At 54.2% G+C, this 24,609-nt stretch carries 17 protein-coding genes; 9 read left to right on the top strand and 8 right to left on the bottom strand.

The window, feature by feature from the left end:
* Positions 1 to 219 carry a DNA-binding transcriptional regulator gene (locus tag ACLJTG_RS09475; RefSeq protein WP_000972010.1) on the top strand — a complete coding sequence of 73 codons (219 nt, stop codon included), beginning with the start codon at positions 1 to 3 and terminating at the stop codon, positions 217 to 219.
* 144 nt (positions 220 to 363) lie between these two features.
* On the opposite strand, the gene rplS is transcribed toward ACLJTG_RS09475, so the two are convergent.
* From rplS to ffh, 5 genes are all read right to left on the bottom strand, one after another.
* Positions 364 to 711 carry a 50S ribosomal protein L19 gene (gene rplS / locus ACLJTG_RS09470; RefSeq protein WP_000065257.1) on the bottom strand — a complete coding sequence of 116 codons (348 nt, stop codon included), beginning with the start codon at positions 709 to 711 and terminating at the stop codon, positions 364 to 366.
* 40 nt (positions 712 to 751) lie between these two features.
* Entirely contained in the window at positions 752 to 1,519 is a 768-nt protein-coding gene (gene trmD / locus ACLJTG_RS09465; protein ID WP_000469807.1) for a tRNA (guanosine(37)-N1)-methyltransferase TrmD, read from the bottom strand.
* A gap of 44 nt (positions 1,520 to 1,563) precedes the next feature.
* Positions 1,564 to 2,112 carry a ribosome maturation factor RimM gene (gene rimM / locus ACLJTG_RS09460; RefSeq protein ID WP_000043266.1) on the bottom strand — a complete coding sequence of 183 codons (549 nt, stop codon included), beginning with the start codon at positions 2,110 to 2,112 and terminating at the stop codon, positions 1,564 to 1,566.
* Between the two features lie 18 nt (positions 2,113 to 2,130).
* On the bottom strand, positions 2,131 to 2,379 hold the full coding sequence (rpsP, locus tag ACLJTG_RS09455) for a 30S ribosomal protein S16 (protein WP_000256453.1): 249 nt from the start codon (positions 2,377 to 2,379) through the stop codon (positions 2,131 to 2,133).
* Between the two features lie 313 nt (positions 2,380 to 2,692).
* Positions 2,693 to 4,054, bottom strand: a complete 1,362-nt coding sequence (gene ffh, locus ACLJTG_RS09450; RefSeq protein ID WP_000460052.1) for a signal recognition particle protein — start codon at positions 4,052 to 4,054, stop codon at positions 2,693 to 2,695.
* Positions 4,055 to 4,219: 165 nt separating this feature from the next.
* Between ffh and ACLJTG_RS09445 the strand changes: the two genes are divergently transcribed.
* From ACLJTG_RS09445 to ACLJTG_RS09435, 3 genes are all read left to right on the top strand, one after another.
* Positions 4,220 to 5,011, top strand: coding sequence for an inner membrane protein YpjD (locus tag ACLJTG_RS09445; RefSeq protein WP_001537507.1), 792 nt, complete (start codon positions 4,220 to 4,222; stop codon positions 5,009 to 5,011).
* A 19-nt stretch (positions 5,012 to 5,030) separates the two neighbouring features.
* Complete coding sequence (locus ACLJTG_RS09440) at positions 5,031 to 6,317, top strand: HlyC/CorC family transporter (protein ID WP_127172650.1); 1,287 nt, start codon at positions 5,031 to 5,033, stop codon at positions 6,315 to 6,317.
* A gap of 120 nt (positions 6,318 to 6,437) precedes the next feature.
* Positions 6,438 to 7,016 carry a cytoplasmic protein gene (locus ACLJTG_RS09435; RefSeq protein WP_410958949.1) on the top strand — a complete coding sequence of 193 codons (579 nt, stop codon included), beginning with the start codon at positions 6,438 to 6,440 and terminating at the stop codon, positions 7,014 to 7,016.
* 61 nt (positions 7,017 to 7,077) lie between these two features.
* Here ACLJTG_RS09435 and grpE read toward each other — a convergent pair whose 3' ends face one another.
* On the bottom strand, positions 7,078 to 7,668 hold the full coding sequence (grpE, locus tag ACLJTG_RS09430) for a nucleotide exchange factor GrpE (RefSeq protein WP_001518875.1): 591 nt from the start codon (positions 7,666 to 7,668) through the stop codon (positions 7,078 to 7,080).
* Positions 7,669 to 7,790: 122 nt separating this feature from the next.
* Between grpE and nadK the strand changes: the two genes are divergently transcribed.
* The 3 genes from nadK (at position 7,791) to bamE (ending at position 10,903) form a co-directional block, all read left to right on the top strand.
* A complete protein-coding gene (gene nadK, locus ACLJTG_RS09425; protein ID WP_001059160.1) occupies positions 7,791 to 8,669 on the top strand; it encodes an NAD(+) kinase in 879 nt (292 codons plus the stop codon).
* Positions 8,670 to 8,754: 85 nt separating this feature from the next.
* On the top strand, positions 8,755 to 10,416 hold the full coding sequence (gene recN, locus ACLJTG_RS09420) for a DNA repair protein RecN (RefSeq protein ID WP_000880965.1): 1,662 nt from the start codon (positions 8,755 to 8,757) through the stop codon (positions 10,414 to 10,416).
* 148 nt (positions 10,417 to 10,564) lie between these two features.
* Positions 10,565 to 10,903 carry an outer membrane protein assembly factor BamE gene (bamE, locus tag ACLJTG_RS09415; RefSeq protein WP_001203445.1) on the top strand — a complete coding sequence of 113 codons (339 nt, stop codon included), beginning with the start codon at positions 10,565 to 10,567 and terminating at the stop codon, positions 10,901 to 10,903.
* Positions 10,904 to 11,068: 165 nt separating this feature from the next.
* Here bamE and ACLJTG_RS09410 read toward each other — a convergent pair whose 3' ends face one another.
* Both ACLJTG_RS09410 and ACLJTG_RS09405 read right to left on the bottom strand, forming a co-directional pair.
* On the bottom strand, positions 11,069 to 11,359 hold the full coding sequence (locus ACLJTG_RS09410; RefSeq protein ID WP_001112990.1) for an RnfH family protein: 291 nt from the start codon (positions 11,357 to 11,359) through the stop codon (positions 11,069 to 11,071).
* Positions 11,349 to 11,786: a type II toxin-antitoxin system RatA family toxin gene (locus ACLJTG_RS09405; protein WP_023221108.1), complete on the bottom strand. Its 438-nt coding sequence runs from the start codon at positions 11,784 to 11,786 to the stop codon at positions 11,349 to 11,351. The genes ACLJTG_RS09410 and ACLJTG_RS09405 overlap by 11 nt, the downstream gene beginning before the upstream one ends.
* A 188-nt stretch (positions 11,787 to 11,974) precedes the next feature.
* Here ACLJTG_RS09405 and smpB point away from each other — a divergent pair, with 188 nt between their 5' ends.
* Together smpB and bapA are read left to right on the top strand one after the other, a co-directional pair.
* Positions 11,975 to 12,457, top strand: coding sequence for an SsrA-binding protein SmpB (gene smpB, locus ACLJTG_RS09400; protein WP_001518569.1), 483 nt, complete (start codon positions 11,975 to 11,977; stop codon positions 12,455 to 12,457).
* A gap of 613 nt (positions 12,458 to 13,070) precedes the next feature.
* Complete coding sequence (gene bapA, locus ACLJTG_RS09395; RefSeq protein ID WP_369557193.1) at positions 13,071 to 24,545, top strand: biofilm-associated protein BapA; 11,475 nt, start codon at positions 13,071 to 13,073, stop codon at positions 24,543 to 24,545.
* Positions 24,546 to 24,609: the final 64 nt, after the last annotated feature.

Raw genomic sequence — 24,609 nt, 5'->3', positions numbered from 1 at the left:
ATGATGCACTGCCCGTTATGCCAAAACGCTGCACATGCTCGCACTAGCCGATACCTTAGCACCGAAACGAAAGAACGTTATCACCAGTGCCAAAACATAAATTGCGGATGTACATTTATCACTTTTGAGACACTATCAAGATTCATTGTGAAACCGGGGACTGTTGATCCTGCTCCGCCCCACCCCATCAGAAACCAACAACAGCAACTTTGGCTTTGAACCTGCTTCGGCAGGTTTTTTTATATCTGTCGCCATCGCAGCAATCTCTGCCGCCAATTTGCCGCCACCGCTAATAAAAAAGGGGCTGGCAAGTCGCCAACCCCTTGTTTTATAACACGCTTTGGATGTAGCGTGAATACGTTCTTAGTTAAGACGCTCTTTGATACGAGCCGCTTTACCAGTACGCTCACGCAGGTAGTACAGTTTAGCTTTACGAACAGCACCACGACGTTTAACAGCAATGCTGTCAACTACCGGAGAGTGAGTCTGGAAGACACGCTCAACGCCTTCGCCGTTGGAAATTTTACGAACAGTGAATGCAGAGTGCAGACCGCGGTTACGAATAGCGATAACCACGCCCTCAAATGCCTGCAGACGTTTCTTGGTACCTTCAACAACCCATACTTTCACTTCCACGGTATCGCCCGGACGGAAGGAAGGTACGTTCTGCTTCATCTGCTCTTGTTCAAGTTGCTTAATAATGTTGCTCATAATTTAATCTCTTATCCTGGGTAAACTGATATTCGGGGGCCTATGCCATCCCATCATGTTTATGCTGCTGTTGTGCGTGTTCTGTTTTGAACTCCGCCAGCAACCTTGCTTGCTCTTCAGTCAGAGCCAGGTTTTCCAGAAGTTCAGGTCTTCTAAGCCAGGTTCGGCCCAGCGACTGTTTCAAACGCCAGCGACGTATCTCGGCATGGTTTCCCGACAGCAATACTGGCGGTACTTCCATCCCCTCTAACACTTCAGGGCGCGTATAGTGCGGACAATCCAGCAACCCATCAGCAAACGAATCTTCGATTGCTGATGCCTCATGCCCCAGAACCCCCGGTATAAACCGGGCGACGGAGTCAATCAGCGTCATTGCCGGTAGTTCGCCACCGCTGAGAACGTAATCGCCAATTGACCATTCTTCGTCAATTTCGGTCTGAATTACGCGCTCATCTACGCCTTCGTAGCGACCACACACCAGAATGAGTTTCTGATTCGTGGCCAGCTCGCTAACGCCCGCTTGATCAAGCTTGCGTCCCTGAGGCGACAGATAAATCACTTTAGCGCCTTCACCTGCCGCGGCTTTTGCTGCGTGAATGGCGTCCCGCAAGGGTTGCACCATCATTAACATCCCTGGTCCGCCGCCGTAAGGACGATCGTCCACGGTACGGTGCCGGTCATGCGTGAAGTCGCGAGGACTCCAGCTTTGGATGTTCAGCAGGCCTTTTTTTACTGCCCGGCCAGTTACCCCGTAATCGGTAATTGCGCGGAACATTTCAGGAAACAGGCTAACGATGCCAATAAACACAAGCCAATCCCCATAACGCCATTTATTACCGTTTATTCGGTGGTTTAAAAACCAGGATCCCAGTCTACTTCGATAGTACGAGTAGCGAGATCGACTTTCTTGATAACCTGCCCATCGAGGAACGGTACTAGTCGTTCCTTGATACCAAATGCATCTTTCAGGTTCGCCTTAATGACGAGAACGTCATTCGACCCGGTTTCCATCATGTCGATAACTTTACCGAGATCGTAGCCTTCAGCGGTGACTACCTGGCAGCCCATCAGGTCTTTCCAGTAGTAGTCTCCCTCCTCAAGCGCAGGAAGTTGCGAGGAATCCACGACAATTTCGCAATTTGTCAGAAGATTCGCGGCATCTCGATCGTCAACGCCTTTCAGCTTGATGATCAGATCCTGATTGTGGTGCTTCCAGCTTTCCAGCTGTACCTGCTGCCACTGACCCGCCTTCTGGATAAACCAGGGCTGATAGTCAAAAATGCTTTCGGCGTCTTCAGTGGAGGAAAACACTCTGAGCCAACCACGGATACCGTATGAAGAACCCATTTTCCCCAGTACAACCGGTTCAGCGGGTACTTGTGCGGCGAGTTGCTTGCTCATCATGACCACCGTGACAGATTAAGCTGCTTTTTTTACTTCTTTGATCAGCGCCGCAACGCGATCGGAAATGGTTGCGCCCTGGCCAACCCAGTGAGCGATGCGATCCAGATCCAGGCGGGTGCCTTCTTCTTTTTCGCTAGCGATTGGGTTGAAGAAACCAACGCGCTCAATGAAGCGACCGTTGCGTGCATTACGGCTGTCGGTGACAACAACCTGGTAGAACGGACGCTTTTTAGCGCCGTGACGAGCTAAACGAATAGTTACCATAACATCCTCTTGTGTGAATAAAACAACCGGGCCCCATCGAGGAACGGAGCCCGGCGTCATATTAAAAGCCCGAAAATTTTACTGATTTCTGGGAAAAAAGCAATCAACATGTGATGAAGCTTGATTCCAGGGCGTGACCGTTGCAGCCAGTTTGGCGTCGGCGTGCGCGCAGAAAGCGGAGCGTACACGCAGTACGTGAGCATTTACTCGCTCCGCTCGCCCTTCGGGCCGCCCTAAAGGGCGTTCAAAACACTATCGTGTTTTGTCGAGCACACTCCGGCGTCAAAATGGCAAATAAGGTAGCCCGATATATTTATCTACCCGGGAAGCCTGGCGGCATCATCCCCTTCATACTCCGCATCATCTTCGCCATCCCGCCCTTCTTCATCTTCTTCATCATGCGCTGCATGTCGTCGAACTGTTTCAGAAGGCGGTTAACGTCCTGCACCTGCATCCCACAGCCCTGCGCGATACGACGCTTGCGGGAACCTTTGATGATTTCCGGCTTCGCGCGCTCTTTCAGCGTCATCGAATTGATGATCGCTTCCATACGCACCAGCACCTTGTCATCCATCTGCGATTTAACGTTGTCCGGAATCTGCCCCATGCCCGGTAATTTGCCCATCAGACTGGCCATACCGCCCATGTTTTTCATCTGTTTGAGCTGTTCCAGGAAGTCGTTCAGGTCGAAACCGTCGCCTTTCTTCAGTTTGGTCGCCAGCTTCTCAGCCTGTGCGCGGTCAACTTTGCTTTCGATATCTTCGATAAGAGACAGCACGTCGCCCATGCCGAGAATACGCGAGGCGATACGATCCGGATGGAACGGCTCCAGCGCGTCGGTTTTCTCGCCGACACCGAGGAATTTAATCGGCTTGCCGGTGATATGACGAATAGAGAGCGCCGCACCGCCGCGAGCATCACCATCAACTTTGGTCAGCACCACGCCGGTTAACGGCAGCGCTTCGTTAAAGGCTTTTGCGGTATTCGCCGCATCCTGACCGGTCATCGCATCGACGACAAACAGCGTTTCTACTGGCTTGATAGAAGCGTGGACCTGTTTGATTTCGTCCATCATCGCTTCGTCAACGTGCAGACGACCGGCGGTATCCACCAGCAGCACGTCGTAGAATTTGAGCTTCGCTTCTTTCAGCGCGGCGTTGACGATATCAACCGGTTTCTGGCCGACATCAGACGGGAAGAAATCCACGCCAACCTGCTCAGCCAGCGTTTCGAGCTGTTTGATCGCCGCCGGGCGATAGACGTCGGCAGAGACGACCAGCACTTTCTTCTTGTGCTTCTCGCGCAAGAATTTACCCAACTTACCGACGCTGGTGGTTTTACCCGCCCCCTGCAGACCCGCCATCAATACTACGGCTGGCGGCTGCGCAGCTAAATTCAGCGTCTGGTTCTCTTCGCCCATCGCCGCAACCAGTTCGCTACGGACAATCTTGACGAACTCCTGCCCTGGGGTCAGGCTCTTGTTAACTTCATGACCAACCGCTTTCTCTTTTACGCGATTGATGAACTCACGCACTACCGGCAGCGCAACGTCAGCCTCCAGCAGCGCCATGCGCACTTCGCGCAGCGTCTCTTTAACGTTGTCTTCAGTAAGGCGCCCACGGCCACTGATATTGCGCAGCGTGCGCGACAAACGATCGGTTAAATTATCAAACATTGTCTCTCGCCTGGGGTGGAAACGGTTGGTCGCCGCAGCGACACAGTTACAGAATTTCGCCACAGTATACCATGAAGCCGTCTTTGTTGTTATGCAACGGTTGGAGCTGCGGTCACGTAACGCTATACTGCTTCTCTTTCTCACTGGTCAACTGTCGACACAACTATGCCCGTTTTTGCTTTACTTGCCCTTGTCGCCTACTCCTTCAGCCTCGCGCTGATCGTTCCCGGACTGTTGCAAAAAAACAGCGGCTGGCGGCGTATGGCTATTCTTTCTGCGGTCATCGCGCTGGTGTGCCATGCTGTCGCGCTGGAATCGCGTATTCTGCCCGGCGGCGACAGTGGACAAAACCTGAGCCTGCTGAATGTCGGTTCGCTGGTCAGTCTGATGATCTGCACGGTGATGACCATTGTCGCGTCGCGTAATCGCGGCTGGCTACTTCTGCCCATTGTCTATGCTTTTGCGCTGATTAACCTGGCCTTCGCCACGTTCATGCCTAATGAATATATTACGCATCTGGAAGCGACCCCAGGCATGATGGTGCACATCGGTCTGTCGCTTTTCTCTTACGCGACGCTGATAATCGCCGCGCTGTATGCGCTACAACTGGCGTGGATCGACTATCAGTTGAAGAACAAAAAGCTGGCGTTTAGTAATGAAATGCCGCCATTGATGAGCATTGAGCGCAAAATGTTTCATATCACGCAGATTGGCGTCGTACTGCTGACCCTTACTCTGTGTACCGGCCTGTTTTACATGCATAACCTGTTCAGTACTGAAAATATTGATAAAGCCGTGCTCTCTATTGTGGCATGGTTTGTCTATATCGTTCTGCTGTGGGGGCATTACCATGAGGGCTGGCGGGGTCGGCGGGTCGTGTGGTTTAACGTCGCAGGCGCGGGTATTCTGACGCTGGCCTATTTTGGTAGCCGCATATTACAGCAATTTGTAAGCTAAGCTTTTAAAGGAGTTTCCCCTGGAACACATCTCCACCACCACGCTGATTATCATATTAATCATCATGGTGGTCATCTCGGCCTATTTTTCCGGTTCCGAAACTGGAATGATGACGCTAAACCGTTACCGTTTACGCCATATGGCGAAGCAAGGTAATCGCTCGGCAAAACGGGTAGAAAAATTACTGCGTAAACCCGACCGACTGATAAGCCTGGTGCTGATCGGCAATAACCTGGTCAACATTCTTGCCTCGGCGCTCGGCACGATTGTGGGTATGCGGCTTTACGGCGACGCTGGCGTGGCTATCGCCACCGGGGTACTGACGTTTGTCGTGTTAGTTTTTGCCGAAGTCCTGCCCAAAACTATCGCCGCGCTCTATCCGGAAAAAGTGGCCTATCCCAGCAGCTTCCTGCTGGCGCCGTTACAGATACTGATGATGCCGCTGGTGTGGTTACTTAACACCATCACCCGCCTGCTGATGCGTCTGATGGGAATTAAAACGGACATCGTGGTTAGCGGGTCGTTAAGCAAAGAGGAATTACGCACTATCGTGCATGAATCCCGTTCGCAAATCTCTCGCCGCAATCAGGATATGCTGCTGTCGGTTCTCGACCTGGAAAAGGTCAGCGTGGATGACATCATGGTGCCGCGTAATGAAATTATCGGGATCGATATCAATGACGACTGGAAGTCTATCGAGCGGCAGCTCACCCACTCGCCGCACGGACGCATTGTGCTCTATCGCGATTCGCTGGATGACGCCATCAGTATGCTGCGCGTGCGTGAAGCCTGGCGGTTAATGGCCGAGAAAAAAGAGTTCACCAAAGAGATGATGCTGCGCGCCGCCGATGAAATCTATTACGTCCCGGAAGGTACGCCGCTCAGTACACAACTGATTAAATTTCAGCGCAATAAAAAGAAAGTCGGACTGGTCGTCAACGAATATGGCGATATCCAGGGGCTGGTCACCGTGGAAGATATTCTCGAAGAGATCGTCGGCGACTTCACCACATCGATGTCGCCGACACTGGCGGAAGAGGTCACGCCGCAAAACGACGGTTCGGTCATTATTGACGGTACCGCCAACGTCCGGGAAATCAATAAAGCGTTTAACTGGCACCTGCCGGAAGATGACGCGCGCACCGTCAATGGGGTGATTCTGGAGGCGCTGGAGGAAATTCCGGTTGCTGGCACGCGCGTGCGCATTGAGCAGTACGATATCGATATTCTCGATGTACAGGAAAATATGATTAAGCAGGTAAAGGTTGTACCGGTAAAACCGCTGCGCGAGAGTGTGGCGGAGTAACACAATGGCGAACTCCGGTTCGCCTTTTTTATCGCCGTCTTTTAAGATTCCATCAATTCCTGCCATTTACTTAACAATGCAATAATGTCTTTTCAGGCATTCAGAAAGGATATTGATGTTATGTCAGAAAATTATGTAATTGAATGGGATAAGAATTTTGCAGACGACCTCAACGTCGTCGCCAACGTTTTTTTATCGCACAACCCAACCTTATGGCCCACTATTTTCTCTCAACTTTCGACGCAACCTGAAATCTTTGAAGACGAAGATGAAGACGAATATGGGTTGCAGGACGTCCTGGATTGTAGCGGTGGCGATCTCGGAAATAACGAGCTGGCACAGGCATTTTTACAAGTTCTACGCGGCGAAGGATTTATTCACCTCGTTGACTGGAAAGGTGAAGATGAAGAAGGCGAACTGGCTAATTTTGCCGCAGATCGCTTTTATGAACTCACAAAAAACCTGACGGATTCTGAGGAATTAAGAAATCTTCTTGTCGAAATAACCCAAGAGGATGAAATCTCCGATGTCTGTGAAGCCGGGGACCGTTACCTTGACGAGATCTTTGAACGCATCCAGACCGAACTCAATAAGAGGGGCTTCCAGATTTTTGATCTGAATGAAGGATCTGACACCTATAATGTGGTCGTTCTGCCAATGAGCGAATATAAAAAAATAGAGGACTTCAACACGCCGTAGCTGGAAGTGCAGGATTTTTTAAGCTAAAAAAATGGCCGACTTTACATCGGCCATCAAACTTTTACTTCGCCTTCGCTACAGTCACCATCGCCGCGCGAATGGTACGACCGTTCAGCGTATAGCCTTTCTGCATAATACCCAGCACATTGCCTGCCGGAACCTCTTCCGACTCCACCATCGCAATCGCCTGATGCACGTTCGGGTCCAGCGGCACGTTGGTCTCAGCAATCACTTCCACGCCGAATTTACGCACCACATCCAGCATAGACTTCAGCGTCAGCTCAATCCCTTCGACCATTGCCGCCATATCCGGATTGGCTTTGTCTGCGACTTCCAGCGCGCGATCCAGGCTATCGATGACCGGCAGCAATTCGTTGACGAACTTCTCGAGAGCGAATTTATGCGCTTTTTCGATATCCTGTTCAGTACGACGGCGCAGGTTTTCCATTTCCGCTTTGATGCGCAACACGGTGTCGCGTTCGCGAGTCTGGGCTTCTGCAAGCTGAACTTCCAGATTCGCAATTTTTTCATCGCGCGGATCCACCTGCTCAGCAGAATCGTTTGGTTCAACTGCCTCAACCTCTTCGTGCTGATCCATGATAATTTCTTCCGGGGCTTGCCCCTCAGGCGTTTTCTGTTCTTTACTACTCATGAATTTCTCCGCGTTTTTTTCGCATTCATCTCGCTAACTTCGCTTATTATGGGGATCAGATTCAGGGTTTCAAGGGAAGTACTCACATTGTCATCAATCTTCGCTACAAGGACCTCAGAAAAATGAATAATCATTTCAAGTGTATTGGCATTGTGGGGCATCCGCGTCATCCCACCGCACTCACGACACATGAAATGCTCTACCGTTGGCTATGCGATCAGGGTTATGAGGTCATTGTGGAGCAACAAATCGCCCACGAATTACAGCTAAAAAATGTGCCAACCGGCACGCTGGCGGAAATTGGTCAACAGGCGGATCTGGCGGTAGTTGTGGGCGGCGACGGCAATATGCTTGGCGCAGCGCGTACGCTGGCGCGTTATGACATCAATGTGATTGGCATTAACCGCGGTAATCTTGGCTTCCTGACCGATCTCGATCCGGACAACGCCCTACAACAATTATCTGATGTGCTGGAAGGGCGCTATATCTCCGAAAAACGTTTTCTGCTGGAAGCGCAGGTCTGCCAACAGGAGCGCCAGAAGCGTATCAGCACAGCCATTAATGAAGTGGTGCTGCATCCGGGAAAAGTGGCGCATATGATCGAATTCGAGGTTTATATTGATGAAACCTTCGCTTTTTCACAGCGATCTGATGGTCTGATCATTTCTACGCCGACCGGCTCCACCGCCTATTCGCTCTCCGCAGGCGGCCCTATTCTGACCCCTTCACTGGATGCCATCACCCTGGTGCCGATGTTCCCGCATACCTTGTCGGCGCGCCCGTTAGTCATTAACAGCAGTAGCACGATTCGTCTGCGTTTTTCGCATCGCCGTAGCGATCTGGAAATTAGCTGCGACAGTCAGATAGCGCTGCCTATTCAGGAAGGAGAAGATGTGCTGATTCGCCGCTGCGACTACCATCTCAACCTGATACATCCCAAAGACTATAGCTATTTCAATACATTAAGCACAAAACTCGGTTGGTCAAAAAAATTATTCTAATTTTACGTTAGCCTCTTTACTGTATAAAAAACCAGTTTATACTGTATTTAATTACAGTCATGGTTTTTCATACAGGAAAACAGCTATGTTGGCGCAACTGACCATCAGCAATTTTGCTATCGTTCGTGAGCTTGAGATCGATTTTCAGAGCGGAATGACCGTCATTACTGGTGAAACCGGCGCGGGTAAATCTATTGCGATTGATGCCCTGGGTCTGTGTCTGGGCGGTCGCGCTGAGGCCGATATGGTCCGTACCGGAGCGACCCGCGCCGATTTGTGTGCCCGCTTTGCGCTGAAAGACACGCCTGCGGCATTGCGCTGGCTGGAAGAAAACCAGCTTGAAGAAGGTCGCGAATGCTTACTTCGCCGCGTTATCAGCAGCGATGGTCGCTCACGGGGCTTTATTAACGGCACCGCTGTGCCCCTGTCTCAATTGCGCGAGCTCGGTCAGTTGCTGATTCAAATTCACGGTCAACATGCGCACCAGCAGCTTACCAAACCCGAACAGCAAAAATCGCTGCTGGATAGCTATGCCAACGAAGCCGCTTTAGCGCAGCAGATGGCTGCTCGCTACCAATTATGGCATCAAAGCTGCCGCGATCTCGCCCATCACCAGCAACAAAGCCAGGAACGCGCCGCGCGCGCGGAACTGCTGCAATATCAGTTAAAAGAGTTGAACGACTTTAATCCGCAGGCCGGCGAATTCGAGCAAATTGACGAAGAGTACAAACGGCTGGCCAACAGCGGGCAGTTGCTTACGACCAGCCAGAACGCTCTGGCGCTACTCGCGGACGGCGAAGACGTTAACCTGCAAAGCCAGTTATATAGCGCAAAACAACTGGTTAGCGAGCTGGTAGGTATGGACAGCAAGCTTTCCGGCATCCTGGATATGCTGGAAGAAGCCACTATCCAACTCACCGAAGCCAGCGATGAATTACGCCACTATTGCGAGCGTCTGGATTTAGACCCCAATCGCCTGTTTGAGCTTGAACAGCGCATCGCTAAACAAATTTCGCTGGCGCGAAAACATCACGTCAGCCCGGAAGCGCTGCCGCAGCTTTATCAGTCACTGCTCGAAGAACAGCAGCAGCTCGACGATCAGGCCGATTCGCTGGAAACGCTGACGCTGGCGGTTAATAAGCATCACCAACAAGCGCTGGAAACGGCGCAAGCGCTGCATCAACAGCGTCAGTTTTACGCCCAGGAGCTGGGGCAGTTGATCACTGAAAGTATGCATTTACTTTCGATGCCGCACGGTCTGTTTACTATCGACGTGAAATTTGATGAGCATCATCTGAGCAACGACGGCGCCGATCGCGTGGAGTTTAAAGTGACGACAAACCCAGGTCAGCCGCTGCAGCCTATCGCTAAAGTCGCGTCTGGCGGTGAACTGTCGCGCATTGCGCTGGCTATTCAGGTGATTACCGCGCGCAAAATGGAAACGCCGGCGCTAATTTTTGACGAGGTCGATGTTGGCATCAGCGGCCCAACCGCCGCCGTGGTCGGTAAACTCCTGCGTCAGCTTGGCGAATCCACTCAGGTGATGTGCGTCACTCACCTGCCACAGGTAGCCGGGTGCGGTCACCAGCACTTCTTTGTCAGTAAAGAAACAGACGGGGCAATGACCGAAACCCATATGCAACCTTTGGATAAACGTGCGCGTTTACAGGAACTGGCCCGCCTGTTGGGAGGAAGTGAAGTTACGCGTAATACGCTGGCAAACGCAAAAGAACTGCTGGCGGCGTAAACTTTTTTATCTCCCGAAGGTCTGAGTTCACAACAAAAACGCCGTAAGACCCGACAGCAAAAGGTTTTAAAGTGATGAAAGGTCTATTATCATCGGCATATTAATATGAGCCACGTACTGCTCAGGCCCGAAAAGGAACCCAATCACTATGCGCTGTAAAACGCTGACTGCTGCCGCAGCAGTACTCCTGATGTTGACCGCAGGCTGTTCCACTCTGGAGCGAGTGGTTTACCGACCTGACATCAATCAGGGGAACTATCTTACACCTACGGATGTCGCCAAAGTGCGTGTTGGTATGACGCAACAACAGGTTGCGTATGCTTTAGGCACGCCGATGATGACCGATCCTTTTGGTACGAACACCTGGTTTTATGTCTTCCGCCAGCAGCCAGGACATGAGAACGTGACGCAGCAGACTCTGACGCTCACCTTTAACAGCAGCGGCGTGTTAACCAATATTGATAACAAACCGGCGTTGACGAAGTAATTTTGTGATACCGCCTGATGAGGTTACGTTCATCAGGCCTGCAAACCTCTCCCCCGCCATTTGGTACGAATTTGCCTGATGGCGCTACGTTTATCTGGCTTACAGGCACGCCTGTGCTTCAGGTGTGGTACGGCTTTCACACCGTTATCCGGCAAAAGAGGCTAATTATCTACCAGCCGATTTTTCGGCGCGCTGGCGGCGTAATGCTTTTGGATCGGCGATTAAGGGACGGTAAATTTCAACCCGATCGCCATCCTGCACCGTATCGGTGAGTTTTACCGGACGACTGTAGATACCTACTTTATTTTTCGCCAGATCGATATCCGTGCGCAATTCCAGCAAGCCGGAAGCGCGAATCGCCTCTTCGACCGTCGCGCCCTCCTCCAGCGTTACGCGCTGCAAATACTGCTTTTCCGGCAGCGCATAAGCCACTTCAACCACAAGTTTATCCGGCACGGTAAACCTCTTTGGCGCGAACCGTAAACGCCTGCACCATGTTGGACGCTAACTCTTTGAATATACGACCAAACGCCAGCTCAATGAGTTTATTGGTAAACTCAAAATCAAGCTGAAACTCAATACGGCACGCCTCGGGGCTGAGCGGGGTAAATTTCCAGCCGCCGATCAGCTTTTTAAAGGGGCCATCCACCAGATGCATCAGAATGCTCTGGTTACGCGTTAGCTGATTACGCGTCGTAAACGTCTTGCTGATACCCGCCTTCGACACGTCAACAGCCGCCGTCATCTGTGCTGACGATGACTCCAGGACGCGACTACCAACACACCCAGGCAAAAACTGGGGATACGATTGCACGTCATTCACTAACTGATACATCTGTTCCGCACTGTAGGGGACTAAAGCAGTCCGACTAATCTGAGGCATAGCAATTCCCATCAACATAAATCGTGTAAATAATACCACTTATCAGCGAGTAAAAAAAATGCTGTCCCCAACCGTCATGCCTTAATTGTGCGTGCATAGCCCAACTCATGCTAAGATAGATTTTTGCACCTCATCAGGACGTAATGGGGTGTTTTCGATATCAGATTACCTATGAATTCACGACACTTATGACGAAGAAAAAAGCACATAAACCGGGCTCAGCCACCATCGCGCTGAATAAGCGCGCCCGGCACGAATACTTTATCGAAGAAGAGTTCGAGGCTGGTCTCGCCCTGCAAGGCTGGGAAGTAAAATCTCTGCGCGCAGGAAAAGCCAATATCGGCGACAGTTACGTTATCCTCAAAGATGGCGAGGCCTGGCTGTTTGGCGCAAACTTTACGCCGATGGCGGTCGCCTCGACACATGTTGTATGCGACCCAACCCGAACCCGCAAACTGTTGTTAAATCAGCGTGAGCTTGATTCGCTGTATGGCCGTATTAATCGTGAAGGTTATACTGTCGTCGCGCTTTCTCTGTACTGGAAAAATGCCTGGTGCAAAGTGAAGATCGGCGTGGCGAAAGGTAAAAAACAACATGATAAACGTTCCGATCTTAAAGAACGTGAGTGGCAACTGGATAAAGCACGCATTATGAAAAATGCAGGCCGATAATAGACATTTTTTGTGACCAGCTTCTCAGTATGAAGCTGGTCAATGTTCATATCTCATGCATGCCTCGAAAATATATTCTCTGTGTCTGACGCTTATCAATAGCAATAAATACCACAACAAGAATATATTCTTTGTTTAAAAATTTTTATAGTCTAATAACACAATACTTCAAATGATTTTTATAAAATTTAATATTGCTGAATACCTTCACAAAAAGTATTGTTTTTATGTTAAAAGAGAAAAAGAAGAAAAAATTAAAATTCATTATAAAACATAAAGATAAATAAAAAATTATCATGTATTGTTAGCCCACCCTACATCTCCTTAACACAAACTCCGTTATATTTCAGACGCACTAACACCTTTATCAATAGATCTTAATTTGCAGAAAGATTTTTTTCTGACTATATCATCTAATACGAAAGCACTAGTCAGGCACAAAAAACAAAGGGTTATTCGGCGAGAAAACCAGACCTCCACCTACGCTCATAAAAAAGAATATGGCTACGGAAATTCATCTCTCACGATGAACGGGAAGGCTCGTCTACGCATTTTGCCCTGAACGTTGTGCCCGTTAATTAATACACAGAGCAAATCCATCAGGAGCTGATTTATGCGTCTACTCGCCGTGGTTTCGAAATTGACTGGCGTCTCCACCACTGTGGAATCCTCAGCGGTCACTCTTAACGCCCCGTCAATTGTTAAATTATCAGTGGCCCGGGAGGAAATTAGTCAACTTACGCGCATTAATCAGGATCTGGTGGTGAGGCTCCATTCCGGCGAAACGATCACGATTAAAAACTTTTACGTTACCAACGATCTGGGCGCAAGCCAGTTAGTACTGGCGGAAAACGATGGCACGTTATGGTGGGTAGAAAATCCGCAAGCCGGGCTACATTTTGAACAAATCGCTGATATTAATGAGCTGCTGGTCACTTCTGGCGCTTCCCATGAAGCAGGCGGCGCCGTTTGGCCGTGGGTACTGGCTGGTGCGGTGGCGGCTGGCGGCATTGCCGCTATCGCGTCTTCCGGCGGCGGCGATTCCCACCATCATTCGGATGGCGATAATCCGCCCCCCGATAACACCAATCCTGACGGTAATCCCCCTGATAACAGCAATCCCGGCGGCAGTAACCCTAACGGCAATACTCCAGGTAGCAGTAATCCTGTAGATACTACCCCGCCTCTCGCTCCCGGCAACTTGTTGATTTCAGCGGACGGAAAAACGGTGAGCGGCGAGGCCGAAGCGGGCAGTACCATTACCATCAAAGATCCTTCAGGCAACGTCGTTGGCGAGGGCAAAGCGGATAGCGACGGTAAATTTAGTATTGATCTGACAGCGCCACAGCTTAGCGGCGAACAACTTACCGTGACCGCGACTGACAATGCCGGCAATACCGGCCCATCCGCAACCATTGATGCGCCCAACATTCCTCTCCCCGATACACCAGCTATCACCGCCGCTATCGATGATGCCGCTCCCCTCACCGGCACGCTGAGCAATAATCAGTTTACGAACGACAATACCCCCACTCTGGAGGGCACCGGCAGCGCAGGCACAGTCATCCATATTTACGCCAATGGTCAGGAAATAGGCTCCACAACGGTTGATGCCAGCGGAAACTGGCATTTTGCCATTACCAGCGCGCTAGCGGATGGGGAAAATCATTTCACCGCCATTGCGACTAACGTTAAAGGCGAAAGTAGCGAATCAGCCCGCTTTACGCTGACTATCGACACACTCAGCCCCGATGCCCCACGCGTTGAACTGATTGCCGATAACACCGGTTTGCTCACCGGGCCGCTACAGAATAATGACCGGACTGACGAGGCAAAACCGCTATTTTCCGGGCAGGGAGAGGCAGGCAATACCATCACGATTAAAGAAGGTTCAACCGTTATCGGCAGCGCTACCGTAGACGAAAATGGACGCTGGACCTTTACGCCGACTACGCCGTTAAGCGATGGCGAACATACCTTTACCGTCGAACAAAGCGACAAAGCCGGAAACACGAGCCGCGTGACGACAACGCCTACTATCATTGTGGACACCACACCGCCTGACGCCGCTATCATTGATAATGTTGCGAAAGACGGCACAACCGTTAGCGGCACCGCTGAAGCTGGCAGTACTGTGTCGATCTATGACCCGGCGGGAAATTACCTGGGCTCCACGATTACCGGAGAAAATAACCACTTCAGCATCACGCTGAATCCGGCTCAGACCCACGGCGAGCGTCTGGAAGCGCGTATTCAGGACGCCGTCGGTAACATCGGCCCCGCCACGGAGTTTACCGCTTCTGACTCACAGTATCCTGCCCAGCCGACTATCCTTACCGTGACGGATGACGCTGGCGTCGTTACCGGGCTGCTGAAAAATGGCGATGCCACAGATGATAACCGCCCAACCCTCAGCGGTACTGCTGAACCAGGCAGTACGATATCGATTAACGATAATGGCTTTCCTGTACCGACCTTTCCGCCCATTGTCGCTGACGCTGACGGCAAATGGAGCTTTACCCCCTCGCTGGCGCTTGCCGATGGCGACCATGTCTTTACCGCTACCGCGACCAACGATCGCGGCACCAGCGGGCAGTCCGTCTCCTTTACCATTGATATCGACACGCAGCCGCCGGTGCTGGAAGGCCTGGCGGTTAGCGACGTCGGCGACAGACTCACCGGCACTACGGAAGCTGGCAGCACTGTGGTTATCAAAGATAGCCTGGGAAATACGCTCGGTAGTGGAACGGCAGGCGACGACGGTACCTTCTCAATAGGTATTAGCCCGGCGAAAATTAACGGCGAAACATTAAGCATTAGCGTTACCGATAAAGCCGCGAATAGCGGTCCGGTAGAAACGCTGAACGCGCCGGATAAAACTGCGCCTGCGGCACCGGACGGTCTTACCGTGGCGACCGACGGTCTGTCCGTAAGCGGTCAGGCGGAAGCCGGGGCAACGGTCACTATCCGCGACAGTAGCAACACCGTACTTGGCAGCGCCGTCGCTAATGGCAACGGACAATTTATCGTTCCGCTGAATACGGCGCAGACTAACGGCCAGGCGCTTATCGCTACCGCCACCGATGTCGCGAAAAACGAAAGCGCCGCCGCGACGGTTATCGCGCCGGACAGTACCGCGCCGGAAATGCCGAAAAACGTGGTAATTAGTGAGGATGGCACCAGTATCAGCGGCACCGCCGAACCGGGTAGCGCCATCACGATCGCCACGCCGGACGGCAAGCCGCTTGGCAGCGGCAAAGCAGATGGCGAAGGTCATTTTACCCTTCCCCTCGTCCCCGCACAGACCAACGGCGAACAGGTTACCGTCACCGCCACCGACAGCGCCAACAACGTCAGCCCGCCAACCACAGCGCAAGCGCCCGATATCACCGCCCCGGATAAGCCCATTATCACTCAGGTGTTGGACGATGTTGAAAGCTTCACCGGGCCGCTGGTGAACGGACAAACCACCAACGACAACCGTCCCACCCTTAGCGGTACGGCGGAGGCTGGCGCGCGTGTCGAAGTCTTTGATAACGGCGTTTCGCTGGGACTCGCCACGCTACAGCCCAACGGCGGCTGGACGTTTACGCCGTCGCAAAATTTAGGTGAAGGCGCGCATCGACTGACCGTAATCGCAACCGACGCTAAAGGCAATGCAAGTCCGGCCGCGTCATTCGACCTGGTGGTCGATACGCAATCGCCGCAGCAACCGGTAATCACCTTCATTACAGATGATGCGCCGGGTATTCTCGGTAGCGTCGCGCATCTGGGGCTCACTAACGACAGCACGCCAACGATTAACGGTACAGGTGAACCGGGTTCCACAGTACACCTGTATCAGAATGGCGCCCGGATAGCGGATATTATCGTCGGTAATTCCGGCGTCTGGAGCTACGCCTACACCACGGCCTCGCCACTGGCGGACGACACCTACACCTTTACCGTGACGGCCAGCGACAGTAACGGCAACACCACGCCTTTTTCGACCGATTTTACGATTACCATTGATACCCAGGCCCCTGCCGCTCCCGGCGTTATCGGCGTAGCTGACGGCGACGGAAATACGATTGATACCAATCAGATTACCCAGGAATCCCAGCCCCGGTTGAGCGGTAGCGGCACCGCAGGCGATACAATCATCCTTTACGATAACGGCAATGCCATAGGTCAGGCGCTGGTCGGCACGGACGGGCGCTGGCAGTTTACGCCGCCTGCCGCGCTGGGCGACGGCGACCACCTTCTGACCGCTCGCGCCAACGATCCGGCGGGGAACGAAAGTCCCGAATCCATCAGCTTTACCCTACGCATCGATACCCAGGCGCCGGATGCGCCGCAGATCGTGTCAGCCGCCATCACCGGCGGAGAAGGCGAGGTGCTACTGGCAAACGGCAGTATTACCAATCAGCGTATGCCGACCCTCAGCGGCACCGGCGAACCCGGCACCATCATCACCCTGTACAATAACGGCGTAGAACTGGCTACCGTCCAGGTCAATCCACAGGGTAGCTGGACCTATCCGCTAACCCGTAATCTGAGCGAAGGGTTAAACATCCTGACGGCCACCGCCACGGATGCCGCAGGCAATAGTAGCCCGACCTCCGGCGTTTTCTCCGTTACCCTTGATACCCAGCCTCCAGCGCAGCCTGACGCGCCGCTAATCAGCGATAACGTCGCGCCGGTTATTGGCAACATCGGCAATAATGGCGCAACGAACGATACCACGCCGACCTTCAGCGGCACGGGAGAGATCGGCAGCACGATAATTCTCTACAATAATGACAGTGAAATTGGTCGCACAACGGTAGGCGATAACGGTAGCTGGAACTTTACGCCTGCGGCACTGACGCCAGAAACCTATACCATTACCGTCACGGAAACCGATATAGCGGGCAATATCAGTCCACCTTCCGCCTCAGTCACTTTTACGCTAGACACCTCTGCGCCCGCCAATCCGGTTATCACTTTTGCCGAAGATAACGTCGGCGAAGTCCAGGATACTATTGTCAGCGGCGCAACCACTGACGACAATACACCAGTCATTCACGGCACTGGCGACATCGGCAGCATTATTACGCTCTATAACGGCAGCAGCGTTTTAGGCGTAGTCACCGTCGATGAGACCGGCACCTGGACGCTAGCGGTGACCAGCGCGTTGCCGGATGGCGTCTACACCCTGACCGCCATTGCCGCCGATGCAGCCGGAAACAGCAGCGGCGTATCGAACAGCTTTACCTTCACCGTCGACACCGTTCCGTTGCAGCCGCCCGTCGTCAATGAGATCCTTGACGATGTTGCACCAGTGACCGGGCCATTAACCGATGGCGCCTTTACTAACGATCGGACGCTGACTATTAACGGCAGCGGCGAAAACGGCAGCACCGTCACGATTTACGACAATGGCGTGGCAATCGGGACGGCGCTCGTTACCGACGGGGTCTGGACATTCAATACGCCAGAATTGTCAGAAGTCAGCCATGCGCTAACCTTCAGCGCGACTGACGACGCTGGAAATACCACGGCGCAAACCCAACCGATCATCATTACCGTGGATATCACCGCCCCGCCCGCGCCAACAGTCCAGACGGTGGACGACGATGGCACGCGCGTCGCCGGACTTGCCGATCCTTACGCTACCGTTGAAATTCACCATGCCGATGGCACCCTGGTCGGCAGCGCTGTCGCTAATGGCACCGGTGAATTCGTCGTTACGCTCAGTCCGGCGCAAACCGATGGCGGTACGCTGACGGCAATTGCTATCGATCGCGCGGGGAATAACGGCCCGGCTACGAATTTTCCCGCTTCCGACAGCGGTCTGCCCGCCGTCCCGGCCATCACGGCGATTGAAGATGATGTCGGGAGCGTACAGGGGAATATTGCGGCGGGCGGCGCCACGGACGACACCATGCCGACGCTGCGCGGCACCACGGATATCGGCTCTACCGTTGAAGTTTTCATTGATGGCGATTCGGCAGGCTTTGCCACCGTTGACGCCAGAGGGAACTGGATCTTTGAGATCGCGACGCCATTAAGCGAAAGCACACATTACTTCACCGTCCAGGCAACCAATGCGAATGGCCCGGGCGGCCTGTCCGCACCGGTCGGGATCACTGTCGATCTTAGCGCGCCGGCGCAACCGGTTATTACCAGCGCAACGGATGATGTCCCCGGCATGACCGGTACGCTGGATAACGGCGCGCTCACCAATGATTCACGCCCGACGCTCAACGGAACGGGAGAAGCAGGCGCCACCATCCGCATTCTGGATAACGGCGTAGAAATCGGTTCCGCCACGGTAGATCAAAGCGGCAACTGGCGCTTCACCCCGAACGCGCCGCTGGAGAGCAACGCGCACATCTTTACCGCCGTAGCGACCGATCCCGCCGGCAATAGCGGCCAGCCTTCGGACGGCTTTACGCTGAACATTGACGCGCAGGCGCCAGATGTGCCGGTTATCACGTCCGTGATTGACGATAACAATCAACCGACCGTTCCGGTGTTACCGGGGCAATCCACCGACGATCGGCAGCCAATAATGAACGGAACTGGCGAACCTGGCGCGACAATCACCATTTTTGATAACGGTACGCCGCTTGGCACGGCTCAGGTAGGCGAAAACGGTAGCTGGACCTTCCCGGTGCCCCGCAATTTGTCAGAGGGAAGCCATAATCTGACGGTTAGCGCTACCGATCCGGCGGGCAATACCAGCGCGGTCTCCGCGCCGTGGACGATCGTGGTCGATATTACGCCTCCGGCGATCCCGGTTCTCACCTCCGTTGTGGATGACCAGCCCGGTATTACCGGCAACCTGGTTAGCGGGCAGCTAACGAACGATGCGACGCCCACCCTGAACGGGCGCGGAGAGGCAGGCGCGACGATTAATGTCTATCTTGACGGTAATCCCGCGTCCATCGGTACCACGACGGTGAATAGCGACGGCACGTGGAGTTTCACGCCGCAGACGCCGCTTGCAAACGGTAGCCACACGTTCACCCTTAGCGCCACCGATCCGGCGGGTAATAGCAGCGCGGTGTCCAGCGGATTTGTGCTGACGATTGACGCCACACCGCCCGCCGCGCCGGTTATCGCCAGCGTGGCAGATAATACGGCGCCAGTAACGGGCATCGTCCCCAACGGCGGCTCGACGAACGAAACCCGACCAACACTCTCGGGTACCGGTGAGGCGGGTGCAACCATCTCGATTTATAATGGCAGCGCGCTGGTCGGCACGGCGCAAGTTCAGGCCAACGGTAGCTGGAGCTTTACACCGTCTACCTCGCTGGGCGCGGGCATCTGGAACCTGACGGCGACAGCAACCGATGCGGCAGGCAACACCAGCGCCGCGTCCGAAATACGCTCGTTTACTATTGATACCACGGCTCCCGCCGCGCCTGTTATTGATACGGTCTACGACGGTACGGGCCCCATTACCGGCAATCTGAGTTCAGGACAGATCACAGACGAGGCGCGCCCTGTCATTAGCGGCACCCGTGAAGCCAACACAACTATTCGTCTCTACGATAACGGCACGCTGCTGGCTGAAATTCCCGCCGACAATAGCAGTAGCTGGCGCTACACGCCCGATGCCTCTCTGGCGACGGGCAACCATGTAATTACCGTCATTGCCGTTGATGCCGCAGGCAACGCCAGTCCCGTTTCGGACAGCGTTAATTTCGTCGTCGATACCACGCCGCCGCTGACGCCGGTAATCACATCAGTCAGTGACGATCAGGCGCCAGGCCTCGGCACGATCGCGAACGGCCAAAATACCAACGATCCTACGCCAACCTTCAGCGGCACCGCAGAAGCCGGCGCCACGATTACGCTCTATGAAAATGGTACGGTCATTGGCACGACAACGGTTCAGCCTGACGGCGCGTGGAGCGTCGCCACCTCAACGCTGGCAAGCGGAACGCACGTCATCACCGCCGTCGCCACCGATGCCGCAGGAAACAGCAGCCCGAACAGTACAGCTTTCACCCTGACGGTCGATACCACCGCGCCGCAAACGCCAATCCTGACGTCCGTGGTGGATGACGTCGCGGGCGGGGTCACAGGAAATCTCGCTAATGGTCAGATAACCAATGATAACCGCCCCACGCTGAACGGCACTGCCGAAGCGGGCAGCGTGGTCAGTATCTATGATGGCAACACTCTGCTTGGCGTCACCTCGGCTAACGCGGGCGGCGCGTGGAGCTTCACGCCGACGACAGGGTTAAACGACGGCACGCGCATATTAACAGTGACCGCCACCGACCCGGCAGGCAACGTTAGCCCGGCCACCAGCGGTTTTACTATCGTGGTCGATACCCTTGCGCCAACAGTTCCGCTTATAACCAGCATCGTTGATGATGTCCCGAACAACACCGGCGCCATTGGCAATGGACAATCGACCAACGACACACAGCCGACGCTCAACGGTACCGCGGAAGCCAACAGCGCGGTAAGCATCTTCGATAATGGCGCGCTGGTCGCGACCGTGAACGCCAATGCCAGCGGCAACTGGAGCTGGACGCCAACCGCCGCGCTCGGCCAGGGAAGTCACGCCTATAGCGTTAGCGCCGCCGATGCGGCTGGTAACGTTAGCGCCGCTTCGCCATCGATAACGATTATCGTGGATACCATTGCGCCCGGCGCGCCCGGCAACCTGGTCATCAATGCTACCGGTAATCGGGTGACGGGCACCGCGGAAGCAGGCAGTACAGTGACGATTACCTCTGATACTGGTGTGGTACTGGGAACCGCCACCGCCGACGGTACAGGCAGCTTCACCGCCACACTCACGCCCGCGCAGACCAATGGTCAGCCGCTACTGGCATTTGCCCAGGATAAAGCAGGCAACACTGGCATTGCCGCCGGATTTACCGCGCCCGATACGCGCGTGCCGGAAGCGCCGATCATCACCAACGTAGTGGATGATGTGGGTATTTATACCGGCGCTATCGCCAACGGTCAGGTCACTAATGACGCCCAACCCACATTGAATGGTACCGCTCAGGCGGGCGCCACGGTGAGCATTTATAACAACGGGGCGCTGCTCGGCACCACCACGGCGAACGCCAGCGGAAACTGGAGCTTTACCCCGACAGGCAATTTGACCGAAGGCAGCCACGCCTTCACCGCCACCGCGACTAACGCCAACGGAACAGGCAGTGTATCCACCGCCGCGACGGTGATTGTCGATACGCTGGCGCCCGGTACGCCGTCAGGTACGCTCAGCGCCGATGGCGGTTCACTTTCCGGGCAGGCAGAGGCAAACAGCACCGTAACCGTCACGCTGGCGGGCGGTGTGACGCTCACCACCACCGCCGGCAGCAACGGCGCATGGTCTCTCACCTTGCCGACAAAACAAATTGAAGGTCAGCTCATTAACGTGACGGCTACTGACGCTGCGGGTAATGCCTCCGGCGCGTTAGGCATTACCGCGCCGGTTCTGCCGCTGGCGGCAAGGGATAACATCACCAGTCTTGATCTGACCTCGACCGCCGTCACCAGCACGCAAAACTATTCGGATTACGGCCTGCTGCTGGTTGGCGCGCTTGGCGATGTCGCCTCGGTTTTGGGTAACGATACCGCTCAGGTTGAGTTCACCATTGCTGAAGGTGGTACGGGCGACGTCACCATCGATGCCGCCGCAACGGGAATCGTGCTTTCGCTGCTCAGTACTCAGGAGATTGTGGTACAGCGCTACGACACCAGCCTCGGCGCCTGGACGACGATCGTCAACACCGCCGTTGGCGACTTCGCGAATTTGCTTACCCTGACCGGGAGCGGCGTTACCCTGAACCTGAGCGGCCTGGGCGAAGGCCAGTACCGGGTACTCACTTATAACACCAGTCTGCTCGCCACCGGGTCATATACCAGCCTGGATGTCGATGTACACCAGACCAGCGCAGGTATTATTAGCGGGCCAACCATCAGTACCGGCAACGTCATGACTGATGATACCGCGCCGACGGGCACCACGGTCACCGCCATCACCAACGCCAACGGCGTCAGTACGCCGGTCGGCGCGGGTGGCGTGGATATCCAGGGACAATACGGCACGCTGCACATTAATCAGGATGGCAGTTACACCTACACGCTGACTAAGCCCACGGCGGGATACGGACATAAAGAGAGCTTCACCTACACCATCACCCAGAATGGCGTCGGTAGCAGCGCCGCGCAACTGGTTATTAATTTGGGTCCCGCGCCTGTACCGGGCAGTGTGATAGCGACAGACAATAACGCCTCTCTGGTCTTTGATACTCACGTTAGCTACGTCAACAACGGTCCCTCGACACAAAGCGGCGTCACGGTATTAAGCGTCGGACTTGGTAATGTACTGAACGCGAATCTGCTTGATGATATGACTAATCCGATCATCTTTAACGTTGAAGAAGGCGCTACGCGAACCATGACGTTACAGGGAACCGTCGGCGGCGTCTCACTGGTTTCCACGTTCGATCTGTACGTTTATCGCTTCAACGATGCCATTCAGCAATATGAGCAGTTCCGGGTGGAAAAGGGCTGGATTAACACCCTGCTGTTAGCCGGACAGTCCCAGCCGCTGACCCTGACGTTGCCTGGCGGCGAATACTTGTTCGTGCTGAATACCGCCAGCGGCATTAGCGTCCTCACAGGCTATACGTTGGCGATTTCCCAGGACCACACCTATGCCGTTGACAGTATCACCGCCAACACCACCGGCAACGTACTGACCAATGATGTCGCCCCTACGGACGCCCTCCTCACTGAAGTAAACGGCGTGGCGATTGCGGCGACCGGCACGACGGAGGTAAACGGGCTGTATGGCACGCTCACCATTGACGCAAGAGGCAACTATACCTACACGCTGAAGAACGGCGTCGGCGCCGACAGCATTAAAACGCCGGACAGCTTTATCTATACGGTCAAAGCGCCAAACGGCGATACCGATACGGCCTCGCTCAATATCACGCCAACCGCCAGGGCGCTGGATGCGATTAATGATGTCAGCGATACCCTTAGCGTCGCCACGCTTCAGGATACCGCTGCCTGGCTGGACTCCAGCGTCGGCAGCGCCAGTTGGGGGCTACTCGGCAAATCGGGCAGCGGGAGCGGCACCTTTGACGTTGCAACGGGCACCATACTTAAAGGCGCGTCACTGGTCTTTGATGTCTCCACGCTCATTACGCTGGGTAATCTGAATATTAGCTGGGCCATTCAGGAGAACGGGACCGTCATACGCAACGGAACCGTTCCGGTGGCGAATATCACGCTGGGCAGCGCGACGGTGACCGTCAACCTGAGCGGCCTGGAGCTGGATGCCGGAACGTACACGCTTAACTTTACCGGCACCAATACCCTGACCGGGGCGGCGACGATCACGCCACGCGTCATCGGCACCACCGTCGATCTGGATAATTTTGAAACGTCCGGAACGCATACCGTTCTCGGCAATATTTTTGACGGCAGCGACGCGGCGGGGGCGATGGATCAGCTTAATACGGTGAATACCCGCCTGAGCATTAGCGGGTATAACGGCAGCGCCGCCACGCTGGACGCCGCGGCGAATACCACCAGCGCCACGATTCAGGGACATTACGGCACATTGCAAATTAACCTTGATGGCGCCTACACCTACACCCTGAATAATGGCGTCGCGATGTCGTCCATCACCAGTAAAGAGGTCTTTACCTATCAACTGGATGACAAGATGGGTCATACGGATAGCGCCACATTGACCATTGATATGGCGCCGCAAATCGTCAGTACCAACCAAAACGATGTTCTCATCGGCTCCGCCTATGGCGATACGCTGATTTACCACCTGTTAAACGGCGCGGACGCGACCGGCGGCAACGGCGTCGATCGCTGGCAAAACTTCTCTACCGCGCAGGGCGACAAGATCGATATCCACGAACTGCTGACGGGATGGGATCACCAGGCGGCGACGCTGGGTAACTTTGTTCAGGTTCATACCAGCGGCGCCAATACGGTGATATCCGTCGATCGCGACGGCGCCGGCAGCGCGTTTAAATCAACCGACCTTGTCACTCTGGAGAATGTGCAGCTCACGCTAAATGATCTGTTGCAGAACAACCACCTGATAACCGGCGGTTGATAAAAAAGCCCCGAACGCCACGACGTTCGGGGCAACAAGCGGTGATATTTAAAAGGGATAAACT

The organism is Salmonella sp. SAL00672, from assembly GCF_046552175.1.
GTDB classification, from domain to species: Bacteria; Pseudomonadota; Gammaproteobacteria; order Enterobacterales; family Enterobacteriaceae; genus Salmonella; species Salmonella enterica.
Note: the sequence above shows the minus strand (reverse complement) of the source record. Positions and strands in the feature narration are given on the sequence as shown.

Coding starts and splice junctions, on each gene's coding strand:
- ACLJTG_RS09475 (WP_000972010.1), top strand. CDS start 1: ATGATGCACTGCCCGTTATGCCAAAACGCTGCACATGCTCGCACTAGC.
- rplS (WP_000065257.1), bottom strand. CDS start 711: ATGAGCAACATTATTAAGCAACTTGAACAAGAGCAGATGAAGCAGAAC.
- rimM (WP_000043266.1), bottom strand. CDS start 2,112: ATGAGCAAGCAACTCGCCGCACAAGTACCCGCTGAACCGGTTGTACTG.
- rpsP (WP_000256453.1), bottom strand. CDS start 2,379: ATGGTAACTATTCGTTTAGCTCGTCACGGCGCTAAAAAGCGTCCGTTC.
- ffh (WP_000460052.1), bottom strand. CDS start 4,054: ATGTTTGATAATTTAACCGATCGTTTGTCGCGCACGCTGCGCAATATC.
- ACLJTG_RS09445 (WP_001537507.1), top strand. CDS start 4,220: ATGCCCGTTTTTGCTTTACTTGCCCTTGTCGCCTACTCCTTCAGCCTC.
- ACLJTG_RS09435 (WP_410958949.1), top strand. CDS start 6,438: ATGTCAGAAAATTATGTAATTGAATGGGATAAGAATTTTGCAGACGAC.
- grpE (WP_001518875.1), bottom strand. CDS start 7,668: ATGAGTAGTAAAGAACAGAAAACGCCTGAGGGGCAAGCCCCGGAAGAA.
- nadK (WP_001059160.1), top strand. CDS start 7,791: ATGAATAATCATTTCAAGTGTATTGGCATTGTGGGGCATCCGCGTCAT.
- recN (WP_000880965.1), top strand. CDS start 8,755: ATGTTGGCGCAACTGACCATCAGCAATTTTGCTATCGTTCGTGAGCTT.
- bamE (WP_001203445.1), top strand. CDS start 10,565: ATGCGCTGTAAAACGCTGACTGCTGCCGCAGCAGTACTCCTGATGTTG.
- ACLJTG_RS09405 (WP_023221108.1), bottom strand. CDS start 11,786: ATGCCTCAGATTAGTCGGACTGCTTTAGTCCCCTACAGTGCGGAACAG.
- smpB (WP_001518569.1), top strand. CDS start 11,975: ATGACGAAGAAAAAAGCACATAAACCGGGCTCAGCCACCATCGCGCTG.
- bapA (WP_369557193.1), top strand. CDS start 13,071: ATGCGTCTACTCGCCGTGGTTTCGAAATTGACTGGCGTCTCCACCACT.